The organism is Paenibacillus sp. RC73 (genome assembly GCF_044908085.1).
Lineage (GTDB): Bacteria > Bacillota > Bacilli > Paenibacillales > Paenibacillaceae > Paenibacillus > Paenibacillus terrae_A.
Genome location: NZ_JBIYCV010000002.1, coordinates 473,722 through 488,510 on the forward strand (window position 1 = coordinate 473,722; position 14,789 = coordinate 488,510).

Here is a 14,789-nt window from a genome sequence, read left to right on the forward strand (position 1 = left end):
TCCAGAAAGAGAGGCGCCAGAACATGTATTTGCATGGAAGCAGTAAAATTAACAGCAATGGACATTTGGAGATTGGCGGATGTGATACAACGTTTTTGAAGGAGCGTTTTGGAACACCGCTATATATTGTAGATGAACAGTTAGTACGCCAGCGTTGCCGGGAGTTTATAGAAGCTTTTCGTGAAACCGGGTTGAAGTTTCAAGTCGCTTATGCAAGCAAAGCATTTTGCGTAATGGCAATGTGTGCTTTGGCTGCAGAAGAAGGGATGTCGCTCGACGTCGTTTCCAGTGGAGAGTTGTTCACCGCGCTGCAAGCTGGATTTCCGGCAGAGCGAATCCATTTTCACGGCAACAACAAAACACCGGAAGAAATTGAAATGGCGCTAGATGCGCAAATTGGTTGCTTCGTGGTCGACAGCGAGATGGAGCTGCATTTGCTTCAGGCCCTTGCCTCCGAGCGGAATCAGCAGGTAAATATTTTATTGCGGGTTACACCGGGGGTTGAAGCGCATACGCACGAATATATGGCCACAGGCCAAGAGGATTCAAAGTTCGGTTTTGACATTGCGAACGGTACAGCACGTCATGCGGTGGAGCAGGCTATCAGGCTGGATCATCTGAACTTACTGGGGGTACATTCCCATATCGGATCGCAAATTTTTGAAGTGAACGGTTTCCAAATGGCTGCCGAACGGGTTGCCGCTTTTTCCAGAGAAATCAAGGAACAGCTTCAGTTTTCTTTCAAGGTTATTAATCTGGGTGGGGGATTTGGCATTCGTTACACAGAAGAGGACACACCACTGAAAATTTCCACCTATGTGCAGGCTATCGGCGAAGCGGTAAAAACTCATTTTTCCGGGCTTTATGATGAGCTTCCAGAAATCTGGATTGAGCCGGGACGCAGTATTGTGGGCGATTCAGGCACAACCTTATACACGGTAGGAAGTATCAAGGATATTCCGCAGGTACGGAAATACGTCTCGGTGGACGGTGGAATGACGGATAATCCGCGTCCAGCGCTATATCAGGCGAGGTATGAAGCCATGCTGGCTAACCGAGCGTACGATGCGAACGAGGAGACGGTATCCATTGCGGGCAAATGCTGTGAAAGCGGCGATATGCTCATTTGGGATGTGGAGCTGCCGCGTCCGACCAACGGGGATTTGCTCGCTGTTGCTTCAACCGGAGCCTACAATTATTCCATGGCGAGTAATTATAACCGGATACGCCGACCAGCGGTTGTATTTGTAAACAATGGTGAGGCCGAGCTGGTGGTGCGACGGGAAAGCTATGAGGATATCGTTCGGAATGATGTCGTGCCACAGCGCCTGGTTCGTGACCAAGCCGGTTCATCGGTTCATCCCAACGCCAAGATAACGGTTTCTTCCTGATTTTGATAAGCGTGACGAAGTAGACCATTTAGCCGGAAGTGATATACCGGGGATAATGGTCTCTTTTTTTGGACAAGGCTTTGCTAAGCGCGGCAATTCATAGTAAACTGGAACTTGATGCTATTTAGCTTTCAAAACAGGTTGAAAAGGAGCTACAAACAATGAAAAAAGGTAGAATAGATCTTGAAAATGGCGGTATCGTCGAAATTGATTTTTTTCCAGAAGAAGCGCCAAACACGGTTGCTAACTTTGAAAAACTGGCAAACAGCGGCTACTACAACGGCTTGAGCTTTCACCGTGTAATTCCAGGCTTTGTTGCCCAAGGTGGTTGTCCTAATGGAACAGGCACAGGCGGCCCTGGCTACACAATCGACTGCGAAACAGCTACGAACACAACGAAGCATGCCAAGGGCGTTCTGTCCATGGCGCATGCAGGCCGTAACACAGGTGGAAGCCAATTCTTCATCTGCTACGCACCACAGCCGCATTTGGATGGAGTACATACTGTATTTGGTCAAGTGACCAAAGGTATGGAATTCATTGATGCTGTAAAACAAGGCGACAAAATGAAAGAGGTTAAAGTATTTGACGCGTAATATACCGTTAAATGCATGATCTTTTTGTATAACGTTACACCTAAGCCGTTCTGTCTTTGGACAGTGCGGCTTTTTGTTGTCTTTTGTTTGTCGGTTTGCTGTTTTATCGCAAACACGCAGGTATTAAAGTGAATAAAATCACATTCGAAAAGTAAGTGTTGTGATAGCCTTTTCATTAGAATGCATTTTCCATTTTTGGATATGAGCTTTTCAAGCACAGTAAGAGTTGCAAAAGAAGGGGGCTTATCACATTGTCTATTTTAACGCGTACAAATCGACTCGGATTTTTTGAAATCCGGCTGGAATCCATTGGTGGACTCGGCGCTAATCTGGCTGGTAAAATGCTGGCCGAAACGGGCGTGCTTGGTCTGGGGCTTAATGCTTCCAATTTTTCGTCCTATGGTTCTGAAAAGAAGGGAACCCCGGTCAAAAGCTTTGTACGGTTCTGTGATCCCGGGGTAGATATCCGTGATCACAGTCCGATCGAGCAACCGCATGTGGTAGGCATTTTTCATGAAACATTGTACAAAACGGTCAATGTCATCAGCGGGCTTCCGGCGGATGGGATCGTTGTGGTCAATTCCACGCGTCCGGCAGAGGAAATACGGGCTGATTTGGGACTGGTATCCGGCACGCTGGCGGTAGTGGATGCCATGGGCATCGCACTGGAGGAGCGGACCAAACTGAATACGTCCATGTTGGGTGCGCTGTTCCGTGTCTGTGATTTTTTAGATCCGGAGGCGATGAGATCGGTTATTCGCAGTACCTTTGAGAAGAAAAATCCACAGCTGGTGGAGCCTAATTTGCGTACGTTTAACCGGGGCTTTGAGGAAATGGAGCTGCACGTATATCCGGTTACGAATGATGCACAGGATCGGATTTTTGAACGGCCGCAGCCTTTGCTGGGTTATGAAACACAACCCTCGGGAGGTGTTATTGCCACACAGGGAAACAGCATGACGAGAGATGTCAGCGGTTCACGTCAGGGCTTTGTGCCTGAATATGAAGCTGATAAATGTACGCATTGTGCCAAGTGTGATTCGATTTGCCCGGATTACTGCTTTGTATGGGAAGAACAGGCGGACAAACGGGGAAGAATGCTGCCATTTTTGCAAGGGATTGATTACCAGTATTGCAAAGGATGCTTGAAATGCGTAGATATTTGCCCGTCGGGGGCATTAAGCTCGCGCCGTGAGCAATGGGGATGGGCGGAGCAGCATCGGGTTGCCCACCAGTTTCCGGTATATGAAGGAGGTCGTGTGTAATGGCGAAACTGGAGGAAGAGCTCAAGCAGACAGGCGCCGCACAGGTGACAACGTTCGAATCCGGCAATGAAATGGCGGCTACGGCGGCTGCGCAGATCAATTATCATATGATGGGATATTTTCCAATCACACCCTCGACCGAGGTGGCGCAATATCTGGATCAGATGAGAACGAGAGGTCAGCATGACATTAAGCTGGTCGCAGCAGACGGTGAGCATGGATCGGCAGGGATATGCTATGGTGCTGCGGCAGCGGGAGCGAGAGTTGTGAACGCAACAAGTTCGCAAGGCTTCCTGTATATGCTGGAGCAGTTGCCTGTGCAGTCCGGCACTCGTTTTCCTATGGTTATGAATCTGGTGACCCGGGCTATTAGTGGCCCGCTGGATATCCGTGGGGATCACTCAGACTTGTATTATGGTTTGAATACGGGCTGGGTGATTTTGACCGCAAGCACGCCGCAGGCTGTGTATGATATGAACATCATGGCGCTGAAAATCGCAGAGCACAGTGATGTTCGGCTGCCTGTGATGGTCGCTTATGACGGTTTTTACACGTCCCATCAGAAGCGTAAGGTGCAATATTTTGCCGATGCCGAAACCGTGCGCGGTTTTGTGGGGCCGAACCCGAATCTGAATTATCCGAATATTTCCGATTTTGACCATCCGGTTACTGTCGGGGCGCATATGAACGGCGATGACCTGACGAATAATCATGCTCAGTTATCTGAGGCGTTAAAGCTGTCAGAAGGAGTATATGAGCAGGTTGCCGCAGAATATGCCGCATTATCTGGGCGGGAATATCCGATTTTGGATCTCTATCATATGGAGGATGCCGAGGTTGCAGTATTCCTGCTGAATTCGGCGGCTGAATCGGCTAAGGATGTAGCCGATCAGCTCCGCGCGCGCGGCATTAAGGCCGGTGTGATTCGTCCGAATATTATTCGGCCGTTTCCGGCCGCGCAGCTGCGTGAGGCATTGCGCCATGTCAAGGCGCTGCTGGTGGGTGAACGTGCGGATTCGTACGGCGCCGATGGCGGTAATTTGACGCACGAAATCAAGGCGGCCTTGCAGGAGGACCCACTGAATCGGACGCTTGTATTGTGCCGCATTTTTGGCTTGGGCGGCAAGGATTTTTATGCGGAGGACGCTGAGGCGTTCTTCCAGCTTGCGATTGAGGCGGCGGAAGCCGGACGGACCGAGAAGCCTTTTGATTATTATGGGCTTAATCCGGGGTCCCCGGACAAGGTCATGCCGCAGGTTATGCAGCCGCCACGGGGAGATGCGTACCGTACGGGTCTGATTCAGGTTACGCCGGATGAGGCGACCGGGAAGCTCAAGGTCAAGGTGCCGCCGTTACGTTCGCTGACGACCAAACCACGCCGTCTCACGCCGGGTCATGGGGCATGTCCAGGCTGTGGAGCGCTGTCTGCGTTGGAGCTGTTTTTCAAAGGCATCGAGGGCGATATCGTCGTGCTGTTCCAGACAGGTTGCGTATACGTGGTCACAACAGGTTATCCGTATACATCACACAAGCAACCGATGATCCATAATCTTTTTCAAAATGGGGCTGCTACGCTCTCTGGAGCGCTGGAGGCTTATATGGAGATGAAGCGCCGCAATGAGATTGAGATGGCGGATGATCCGACCTTTATTATGATCAGTGGTGACGGCGGGATGGATATTGGCATGGGTTCGGCTGTCGGGGCTGCTCTGCGCAACCATAAGCTGATTATGCTGGAATATGATAACGAGGGGTACATGAATACAGGCTCGCAGCAATCGTACTCGACTCCGGTCGGTCATATGACGAGCACGTCAGGCGTAGGCAAGATGCAAAAAGGGAAACAGGGCCACCACAAGGATACGGTGCAAATTATGGCAGCCTGCAACATTCCATATGCCTTCACCGCAGCCGAAAGCCATCCGCAGGATATGCTGCGTAAAGCGGCCAAGGCACAATGGTATGCGAATAACGTGGGGACGGCTTATGGTAAAATCCTGTGCGCCTGTCCGCTGAACTGGAAATCCGAGGATAGACTGGGTACCAGTATTGTGGGTGCCGCTGTGGAATCTTGTTTCTTTCCGCTGTATGAGATTGAGCAAGGCAGTACGACGATTACGTACAATCCGGAGGACAAGGGAAAACGGATTCCAGCCGCGGAATGGCTCAAATTAATGGGCAAAACAAAACATCTTCTTAAGGAGGAAGCCACGCTGGCTACCTTTGATCAGGAGATTGAACGCCGCTGGAATATTCTGAAAAAGAAACATGAAATTTCGGAGCTATAATCCAGTTTTTTTGAATAATACACTTTGAACATTGTTATAAGATGTTACGGTACCGGTTCGATCAAGATTCTTTGCGCTTGTTGCGCGAAGAATCTTTTTTGTCGTTTATGGGATGAAGCATAAAAAATCAGGTAATGATTTCCGATATAGGAGTGGAGGCCTACGTGAAACATGTTGAATTAGTGCTTTCTCTGAATTTTAAGATGCAATGAGGTGCAGGTATGATTAAGCTGAATACAGTTGAGATAATCGAAATTATAAAGAAGCAAATACCCAAGGTCATGAATATCACACCAGTGGAACTGAAATTTACGGATGACTTTGGACGGACATCGCTGGCAGCGACGGATCACAAATTCACGCTGACGAACCAGCATTATTCCGCCAAGGTGATGGATTGTGTGCTGGAGACGCAGGTGCGCCCCATTTTAATGTGCGAAATTATTTATTTTCTGAAATGTGAGTTTATCGACGGGCATGTTGATGTACGGCTGGATTACGATATATGCGCGGAGGGTGGCCGTGGACCAACCGCTTCAGCGGTCATTACGTTCGATCATGCTACGCAGCTCGGGATCGAAGAACTGGCCGATCTGATTGATCTGGCGCTTCACATGAATGATAAAACCTGGTTTGAAGAGCTTTCCAGCCAATATGTTAAAACAAAAGCAGGAGCGTCCACCATTAGATAACTTGCTTTTTTTAGAAGTCGGTGCTAATATACGTAACAAGTTTAATGCTAATTCAATTGAATAAGAGCAAGATCCTTCGGGGCGGGGTGCAATTCCCCACCGGCGGTGATGACGTGTCTGTAAATCGCTTTTGCGATGAACAGTGCGGCTTAGTCCGTGACCCGGATGCTGAACGATCAGCAGAAGGTGGACCTGGTGCAATTCCGGGACCGACAGTATAGTCTGGATGGGAGAAGGATACGAAGCGCATGTGCATGACGTGACATGTGCCGATTTTTAGCATACGTAATTGTACGTACGGCTTATTTCGTTGCAGATAGCATACGGAAGATTGCTTGTTCTTCAAGCTTTTTTTCGGAGGCTCTTCTGAGCGTATTTGGTTGTATGCTCATTCATGCTTTCTATTGGCAAACTTATCATTCATGTGGTCTCAAGATGTATATGGACTGCGCTTGTATAATGCAAATTCGACTCTCATCACCCCCATGACGGATATGATCCGGACTGGGGGTTTTTGCGCTTACGCCTGATGAATCAGGGATAAACTGAACTTTAGATGGAAAGGAGTGAAGGCATGTTTACCGGATTGGTCGAGGAAGTGGGACGGATTCAGCAGATTTCCAGAAGCGGAGAAGCGATGGTGCTGGGCATTACGGGTTCTGTGGTATTGGGCGATTTGAAAATAGGAGACAGTGTTTCCGTGAATGGTGTTTGTCTGACCGCAACACAGGTGGGTACTAAGGATTTTAAGGTAGATGTGATGCCGGAAACCTTTCGAAGCAGCAATCTGAAAGAATTGAAATCCGGTAGCCGGGTCAATCTGGAACGGGCTATGGCGGCGAATGGCAGGTTCGGAGGGCATATCGTACAGGGACATGTGGATGGAACGGGCACGATTCGTCGGGTGACATCAGACCAGAATGCGGTTGTATACGAAGTTGCACCTACAAATCAGGCAATATACAAATATATTCTTCTCAAAGGCTCGATTACACTCGACGGTATCAGCCTGACGGTTGCCCAGCGGACGGGAGATACCTTTGCCGTATCTATCATCCCCCATACTTTATCCGAGACGGCCTTGCAGGCCAAACGTGAGGGAGACACCGTCAATATTGAATGCGACATTTTAGGCAAATATGTGGAGCAGCTTTTGAACTACGGAGAATCATCGGTGACGGAGGGACCGGAAAAAGCTCCTATGAGTCTGGATTATTTGGCGAAACACGGCTTTGCTTGATGCCACAAGAAATAAGGAGGAAAGCGTAATGGAAAGCGGGAGTAGAGAGAGTCATTCAAATATAGCGGCTGACGAAGTGGAGTATGGTGTGTTGGAGCAGGAAATGGAAATTCGTCTGGATTCCATTGAAGAAGCGCTGGAGGAACTAAAGAACGGTAAAGTCGTGATCGTGGTGGATGATGAGCAACGGGAAAACGAAGGCGATTTTATCGCTCTGGCTGAAAAGGCGTCCCCCGAGGTCATTAATTTCATGATTACCGAAGGCCGCGGGTTGGTCTGTGTGCCGATTACAGGGCAAAGAGCAGAGGCACTGGAATTGCAGCCGATGGTGGAGCAGAATACAGATTTCCACGGCACAGCCTTTACGGTGTCGGTGGATCATAGAGAGACGACAACGGGGATTTCAGCAGCCGAGCGTTCATTGACCGTGCGTGCGCTGACCGATGAAGCAGCCACAGGAAGCGATTTCCGCAAGCCCGGTCACATGTTTCCGCTGATCGCCCGCGATGGGGGTGTTTTGCAGCGTGCGGGTCATACCGAGGCGGCTGTTGATCTGGCCCGGCTCTGCGGCTCCAAACCCGCCGGAGTCATTTGCGAAATTATAAAGGAAGATGGGTCCATGGCTCGGGTGCCTGATTTGGCAGTGATCGCCAAGCGTCATCATTTGAAGCTGATCAGTATTCAGGATTTGATTGATTATCGTCGTCGTTTGTCATTGAAAGTACAGTTTTGAAACTCATTATTTAAAAAAAGAGAGGTTGATTTATATGGCACGTTTTCTGGAAGGTAATCTCGTATCGGATGGTATGAAGTATGGTATTGTAGTGGGCAGATTTAATGAGTTTATTACAAGTAAGCTGTTAAGCGGGGCAATCGATGCACTTCAGCGACATGGAGCGCAGGAAGATGAGATTGATGTGGCCTGGGTGCCAGGCGCTTTTGAAATTTCACTGATTGCTCAAAAAATGGCTGCAAGCGGTAAATACGATGCTGTGATTACGCTGGGTACGGTGATCCGTGGTTCTACCTCGCATTATGATATCGTCTGCAATGAAGTGGCCAAGGGTGTGGCGGCAAGCAGTCTGAAAACAGGTGTGCCTGTTATTTTCGGTGTAGTGACGACGGAAAACATTGAGCAGGCTATTGAGCGTGCAGGTACGAAGGCTGGTAATAAAGGCTGGGATTCCGCACTGGCTGCGATTGAGATGGCGAATCTGGGCAAGCAGTTTTAATTTTGCGATTACCTGAATAGAACGGCATAACTATAGCCGGAAAAAGGGATTGGATTGTTAAGCAAGGCGATGACGTATATACTACAGAAAGAGGGATTGATAAAGTCGAGCATAAGTGCTAACGGGGAAAGGTATTGTTGAATGATGATTGGAGTAAGGCAGGGGGAAGCACATTGACAGTCGTAAATTACAAGCTGGAAACATTCGAGGGTCCGCTAGATCTGCTGTTGCATCTGATTGATAAGGCCGAGATCGATATTCAGGATATCCCGATTAGTGATATTACCGATCAGTATATGGCTTTTTTGCACAGTATGCAGGAGCTGGAGCTGGACATTACGAGCGAGTTTCTGGTGATGGCGGCGACGCTCTTATCCATTAAGAGTAAATTGCTGCTTCCCAAGCCACCTGTAATGGAATATGATGATTTGGATTTTTATGAAGAAGAGGATTATGATCCGCGGGATGAACTGGTTCGCAAGCTGGTGGAGTATCGTAAATATAAAGGGATTGCCCGCCATCTGAGTGAACGTGAATGGGAACGAAGTCTGATCTATGGTAAGGAGCCGGAAGATTTGAGCGCATTCCTGCCCACCGAACCCGCCAATCCGGTGCATGGGCTACATGCAAGCGATTTGGTCGCGGCCTTTCAGCGTGCGCTGCGTAAAGCAGAGCGACGTACGACGGTAACCCGTATTCACCGCGATGAAATTTCGGTCAAGGACCGTATTCGCCAGGTCATCGGGGCGTTGGAGATGGTAGGGACGGGAGGACGGCTTTTGTTCTCCAAGCTGATGCATGAGGATATGTATCGGCATGAAGTGGTAGTCACCTTTTTGGCTATCCTCGAACTGATGAAAATGAAGCAGATTTTCTGCTATCAGGAGAAGCTTTTCGATGATATTGTAATGGAGTGGAGAGGGGATTTACGGGTTAATGGATTATCTGAAGCTGAAATCAATTATTGAGGGACTGCTGTTTCTCGCGGGAGAGGAAGGGTTGTCCGCCAAGCAGATCGCCGACATTGTAGAGCAGCAGCAAGAGCTGGTTGAAAAGAGTCTGGAGGATATGAAGCAGGACATGGAGCAGGGAGGAAGAGGTTTGCAAATTGTCCGTATCGCTGGGCATTATCAGCTGGCAACCTTATCCGAACATGCACCTTATTTTGAAAAGCTCGCCTATTCTCCCGCACGTGCCTCGCTGTCTCAAGCGGCTTTGGAGACACTTGCCATTGTGGCCTACCGTCAGCCCATTACAAGAGTTGAAATCGAAGATATTCGCGGTGTCAAATCTGAGCGGGCTATACATACTCTGGTCAACAAGGAGCTTATTGAGGAAAAAGGTCGGGCTGAGGCCATCGGACGGCCGATTTTGTATGGAACGACGAAGTCATTTCTGGATTATTTCGGTTTGGGCTCTTTGGCGGATTTGCCGCAGCCTGAGCTGTTTGAGGACTCAGATAATCTGGAGGAAGAGACACAATTGTTGTTCGAACGTTTGGAGAACAGCCAGCCGGTTATGAATGATACGGAGTCTTGATGCCTGGCAGAAGCCTGTTTTACGGGTTCCTCTTCATGGTTACAGGTTCGAAATTTAGAAAACAGCCAGTCCTCGCATAATGGGGGCTGGCTGTTTAGCGTTTCAGGATGCATGTTTTCCGGGCGAAGGGCCATACTATTTTTGCCATGGTATATCCATGGAGAAAAAAGGCAGGGAGGACTCGCCAGTGTGGAAATGGATCGGTATCGCCATCATCGTCGTTTTGTTACTTGTGCTGGCTGTTCTGCTCTCCCGTATCCGATTGAAGCTGGATATTGCCAAGCATGATAATGATGACCGGGCGCATCTGGAGATCAGATTTCTGTACGGGTGGATTAAAATAAATTATGACATTCCGGCTATTCTGCTGGCAGGTTTGCAAAAAGGGCTTCTCTATCGACTCGATCGCAACAAAAACATACATAAAACCGATGCCACCATTGACAGCGGCACCATCGATAAAGAGAAAATTAAGCGATTTATACACGATGTTCGGATACTTCTGAAAGGAACGCGGTCCTTCCGTCGATGGATACGTCATACGCTAGCCCATGTGACGATGTCGAAAATGGAATGGTCCACCAATATCAGTCTTGCTGACGCTGCTTATACGGCTACCTCTACCGGTATTCTGTGGGGGCTGAAAACGTCACTGATCGGTTTTGCCTCCAGCTTTGTGCGCATGAACTGCACACCCAAGCTGTTTGTCGTGCCCTATTGGGTGGATCGCCTGCGTTTTACTACCACTTTGACCTGTGAGGCAAGTATTTCACTGGGTTATGCCGTTTATTCGATGCTTATGTTGGCTTACCGCATATGGCGCGTACCAGGCGGTCCAGAGGCGTGGAAACGGGTATTCTCCAAGAAACCAGTAAAGCATGAGGAATAATGAGCCATACATATTTCCTTGAACCCCTGCGCACAATAGCGAAAGAAAAGGCAGTCTACGCTTGAACAAAGCAGAGGAGGAATAATCATGTCAGATCACCCGATTCAAGGGCTCATGCAAACCGCGATGGAGAACATCAAAGCCATGGTGGATGTGAATACGATTGTGGGAGACGCGGTGGAAACACCCGATGGTTCCGTTATTTTGCCGATTAGTAAGGTGGGATTTGGCTTCGCAGCCGGGGGCAGCGATTTTAATGTAGATGAAGAGGCACTTCATACATCCTCGTCGTCAGGTGCTCACAGCGGCAAGGAAGGACATCCTTTTGGTGGCGGTAGCGGTGGCGGGGTATCCATTCATCCAATCGCTTTTTTGGTTGTTGGCAAACAAGGTGCACAAATCGTTCCGCTGGATAATCAGACTCATCTGATTGAAAAATTGATCGACTCTACACCATACCTGATTGATAAAGTCCAATCTATCTTCCGGAATGCCGACGTGGATATGCATACTCCGCCTCCACAGGTCCCGGTAGATGTTAACACAGATCACAATCACACTGGCCCAGCTTCTTTGTAACGGTTATTTTTAGCACAGGAGGGTATTCCAAAGTCAGCTACTGGCTAAGGAACACCCTCTTTTTTACATACACTTAACCATAATACTTTTATGCACGGATATACTGTCTTCCACCAATGCTCGCATGTATACCGGGAGGGTGCTCTTGTGAAGGGCTCAGCGCAATTTCTTCTTCCCGGTTTCCTTCAGGGGCAAACTGCGACAGATAGGCAAAATCGGGGTAGATCACTTCATTTGTCAAATAAGCAGAAGTGGTGGCCCCTGGTCGTCGATGACGATTGAGGGAGTCGATGATGCCTTGCGCTGTGTGGATGCCAATCCCATGACCATAAAACGAATCTTCCCTTAGCTTGACAACATTTTCTCCTTTCCACTCCGGCGTTTCGGGTGATACATCAGGATTGTTGAAATACAGAATATCGCCAGGAACAGCATTGTGACTCCCTTGCTCCTGTATGAGTCTGAGATCACTGTCATAGTGCCAATCATACAGCAGCATATCGGCAAAAATCCGATTAAATTCACTTTCCAGAATGGAATCCAGCACTCCTTTGTAGAGCACAATGACCATAGCTGTCGCACACTCAAAGGCATATTTATGCCCATTCACAAAAATATCCCTGATCCCCTGCGCCGGAGTGATACCTGCTTTAATCTGAAATCCGCCTTTGTCCGTCAATTCCCAAAATTGCTCGTTGCTGCGTGCTGTATCAAAGGTGGCGAAGGATACACCGCTTCGATTCAAGGCTTCAGCTGCCTCAACAATCCGGGCTCTTAAGATCGTTTCAAACTGTTGCCGCTGCATGTGGTAACCTCCATTCACTCATCAAGTTTAGTAACTATTATATATATGTCATCTGGAGTGCAAGTTGCCTGGTTTCCTTCAAAAAGTAAGCGGAAGAGAGGGACGGTACACCATTATCTCTGGAGGGATTTTCTGCTATAAAGGTGGACATACTTTGAACAGCTTGGACATAGAATGGTACAAGACTTGTTCAAAACCGGAGGAATCCAAATGTTTAAAAGAAAGCCAACAATCCAAACGGGCCACAGCCAGCTTTTGCCCAAGACACGCGTTTTTGTGTTGCCGCTGGCACTGCTGCTCGTCTTGACATTGCCGCTCACACTGCTGAGTCCGCAGGCTGCTTGGGGAGCAGTGAAAAAGGAGGAATTCCCACCTGCTTTTACTACACATGCACAGGCTTCATCTCTAATTGATGTCACATCAGGAAGAATCATATACTCTGCCGAGGGTGACCGAGAGCTGCGTATTGCCAGTCTCACCAAAATTATGACCGCGATCGTAGCCATCGAACATGGACGCTTGCAGGATCCGGTAAAGGTGAGTCCGACGGCTTTTGCCAAAGAGGGTTCCTCGCTTTTTCTCCAAAAGGGTGAACAAATGACACTGGAAAATATGCTGTACGGCTTGATGCTCCGTTCCGGTAACGATGCGGCTTCCGCCATTGCTGAGCATGTAGGAGGGACGGAGGAAGGATTTGTTCATTTGATGAATGAGAAGGCGGTTGAGCTTGGACTAAGCCATTCCCACTTTGCTAATCCGCATGGACTGGATGCCGAGGGGCACTATTCCTCTGCCAATGATATGGCCCGGCTTACCGCTTATGCGCTGCATAATCCGACCTTTGCCCGCATTGTGAAGACGGAGTTAAAAAAAGCGCCTAATCCGAATGAATCATGGGATTATTCATGGCATAACAAGAACAAGATGCTGAGGCTCTATGAGGGAGCTGATGGTGTGAAAACGGGTTTTACGAAAAAAGCGTTTCGCTGTCTGGTCAGCTCAGCTACACGGGACGGTCGCCAGCTTGCCGCTGTTACCTTAAATGATGGAGACGATTGGAACGATCATGCCCGTATGCTCGACTACGGTTTCCGATATTATCCGCTCATTCCGATTACGGACAAGCAGCAGCCGATTGACGGTTATCCGCTGCTGACAGGCACAAGCTTTGCCTATCCTCTGCATGATGGGGAGAAGGCGCAGCTGCACAAAAGACTGGTCCTGTATAAAAAGGCCAAGTCTAACAGAGCTGACGTATCCTTCGGTTTGCGGGGACGTGTCGAGTTCCTGCTGGAAGGCAAGCTTATTGGCTCCGTTCCTGTGTATGACAAAGGCAGCTTGCTGCCCGCCCGAAGCACAGTACAGCCACAACAGGAAATTCCGACTGCCCAAGCTCCTGCAAGCCGTAGCATCCAAAAGCGTACCTGGACGAGCGGATGGAGCGAAATTTTAAGAAATCTGTTCGGAGCATAGGGGTTAGGTTACATTCATCGGTGAAAGGGAGGGATCGGCCTTGATTCATCTCATATGGGTGGCCCTGATTTGTATTGGATTTGTGTTTGCCGCCGCGCAGGGAAATATTGAAGTGGTGACCAAGGCGGCATTTGATGGGGCGGCCACGGGCGTTACGGTATGCTTTGGACTGATTAGTGTGCTTGTATTCTGGATGGGTATGATGAAGCTGGCGGAGGATGGTGGGCTTTTGCAGAAAATATCCAAACTGCTCGCCCCGTTTGTAGCCTTTCTGTTTCCTGATGTTCCGCGTAATCATCCGGCAATGGGGTATATCTTGTCCAATATGAGCGCTAACCTGCTCGGGCTGGGAAATGCGGCGACCCCGATGGGCATCAAGGCGATGCAAGAGCTGCAATCGCTCAATCCCGACAAGCAGACCGCTACACCCGCTATGTGCACGCTGCTTGCTTTGAACACGGCCAGCATTACGCTTATTCCAACCACGCTGATCGCGATCCGGCTCAATTATCATTCCGCAAATCCGACAGAAATCGTTGGGACAACGCTGGTGGCGACTGCAATAGCCACCTTTGCCGCGATTGCGGCGGATCGCTGGTACCGTAGCCGGGAGTTACGTCGTCCTCCGGCCAGTCCACCTTCCACATCATCATTGCCGCCACAGAAAACACAGGCACCACAGGGCACGCCAGTAGCTGCGTCCTCTCCGGCTACACCGCCCGTTTCTTCACCTGCCGCTCAGGGATCAGGAATGACGGCTGCCAAGGGCAGAAACACCACTTGGAAAGGATGAGGGAGGC

The 14,789-nt window shown here is 49.2% G+C and carries 15 protein-coding genes and 1 riboswitch; of the genes, 14 read left to right on the top strand and 1 reads right to left on the bottom strand.

Annotation, left to right across the window (positions count from 1 at the left end):
- Window positions 1-23: 23 nt before the first annotated feature.
- From lysA to ytfJ, 12 genes are all read left to right on the top strand, one after another.
- Complete coding sequence (gene lysA, locus ABH897_RS05790) at window positions 24-1,391, top strand: diaminopimelate decarboxylase (protein WP_283657132.1); 1,368 nt, start codon at window positions 24-26, stop codon at window positions 1,389-1,391.
- Window positions 1,392-1,552: 161 nt separating this feature from the next.
- The gene (locus ABH897_RS05795; protein WP_014282150.1) at window positions 1,553-1,987 is read left to right on the top strand and encodes a peptidylprolyl isomerase; all 435 of its coding nucleotides are present in this window, start codon (window positions 1,553-1,555) and stop codon (window positions 1,985-1,987) included.
- Window positions 1,988-2,238: 251 nt separating this feature from the next.
- Window positions 2,239-3,252: a 2-oxoacid:acceptor oxidoreductase family protein gene (locus ABH897_RS05800; RefSeq protein WP_044646815.1), complete on the top strand. Its 1,014-nt coding sequence runs from the start codon at window positions 2,239-2,241 to the stop codon at window positions 3,250-3,252.
- Entirely contained in the window at window positions 3,252-5,540 is a 2,289-nt protein-coding gene (locus ABH897_RS05805) for a thiamine pyrophosphate-dependent enzyme (RefSeq protein ID WP_283652280.1), read from the top strand. The genes ABH897_RS05800 and ABH897_RS05805 overlap by 1 nt, the downstream gene beginning before the upstream one ends.
- Window positions 5,541-5,761: 221 nt before the next feature.
- Window positions 5,762-6,232: an IDEAL domain-containing protein gene (locus ABH897_RS05810; protein ID WP_283652279.1), complete on the top strand. Its 471-nt coding sequence runs from the start codon at window positions 5,762-5,764 to the stop codon at window positions 6,230-6,232.
- 68 nt (window positions 6,233-6,300) lie between these two features.
- A riboswitch (FMN riboswitch) is annotated at window positions 6,301-6,474 on the top strand.
- Between the two features lie 332 nt (window positions 6,475-6,806).
- A complete protein-coding gene (locus ABH897_RS05815) occupies window positions 6,807-7,472 on the top strand; it encodes a riboflavin synthase (RefSeq protein ID WP_404591353.1) in 666 nt (221 codons plus the stop codon).
- 28 nt (window positions 7,473-7,500) lie between these two features.
- Window positions 7,501-8,205 carry a 3,4-dihydroxy-2-butanone-4-phosphate synthase gene (gene ribB / locus ABH897_RS05820; protein WP_283652277.1) on the top strand — a complete coding sequence of 235 codons (705 nt, stop codon included), beginning with the start codon at window positions 7,501-7,503 and terminating at the stop codon, window positions 8,203-8,205.
- Between the two features lie 34 nt (window positions 8,206-8,239).
- On the top strand, window positions 8,240-8,704 hold the full coding sequence (ribH, locus tag ABH897_RS05825) for a 6,7-dimethyl-8-ribityllumazine synthase (protein WP_283652276.1): 465 nt from the start codon (window positions 8,240-8,242) through the stop codon (window positions 8,702-8,704).
- A gap of 173 nt (window positions 8,705-8,877) precedes the next feature.
- Window positions 8,878-9,672: a segregation and condensation protein A gene (locus ABH897_RS05830; RefSeq protein ID WP_044646810.1), complete on the top strand. Its 795-nt coding sequence runs from the start codon at window positions 8,878-8,880 to the stop codon at window positions 9,670-9,672.
- Window positions 9,641-10,243, top strand: a complete 603-nt coding sequence (scpB, locus tag ABH897_RS05835) for an SMC-Scp complex subunit ScpB (protein ID WP_283652275.1) — start codon at window positions 9,641-9,643, stop codon at window positions 10,241-10,243. Before ABH897_RS05830 ends, scpB begins: the two co-directional genes overlap by 32 nt.
- A gap of 187 nt (window positions 10,244-10,430) precedes the next feature.
- Complete coding sequence (locus ABH897_RS05840) at window positions 10,431-11,132, top strand: DUF2953 domain-containing protein (protein WP_283652274.1); 702 nt, start codon at window positions 10,431-10,433, stop codon at window positions 11,130-11,132.
- Window positions 11,133-11,219: 87 nt separating this feature from the next.
- Window positions 11,220-11,711 carry a GerW family sporulation protein gene (gene ytfJ / locus ABH897_RS05845; RefSeq protein WP_137063497.1) on the top strand — a complete coding sequence of 164 codons (492 nt, stop codon included), beginning with the start codon at window positions 11,220-11,222 and terminating at the stop codon, window positions 11,709-11,711.
- 88 nt (window positions 11,712-11,799) lie between these two features.
- Here the strand turns inward: ytfJ and ABH897_RS05850 are convergent, their stop codons facing one another.
- Complete coding sequence (locus ABH897_RS05850) at window positions 11,800-12,516, bottom strand: protein-glutamine gamma-glutamyltransferase (RefSeq protein WP_283652273.1); 717 nt, start codon at window positions 12,514-12,516, stop codon at window positions 11,800-11,802.
- Window positions 12,517-12,726: 210 nt separating this feature from the next.
- Between ABH897_RS05850 and ABH897_RS05855 the strand changes: the two genes are divergently transcribed.
- Together ABH897_RS05855 and ABH897_RS05860 are read left to right on the top strand one after the other, a co-directional pair.
- Window positions 12,727-13,989: a D-alanyl-D-alanine carboxypeptidase family protein gene (locus ABH897_RS05855; RefSeq protein WP_283652272.1), complete on the top strand. Its 1,263-nt coding sequence runs from the start codon at window positions 12,727-12,729 to the stop codon at window positions 13,987-13,989.
- A gap of 40 nt (window positions 13,990-14,029) precedes the next feature.
- Entirely contained in the window at window positions 14,030-14,782 is a 753-nt protein-coding gene (locus tag ABH897_RS05860) for a nucleoside recognition domain-containing protein (RefSeq protein WP_283652271.1), read from the top strand.
- Window positions 14,783-14,789: the final 7 nt, after the last annotated feature.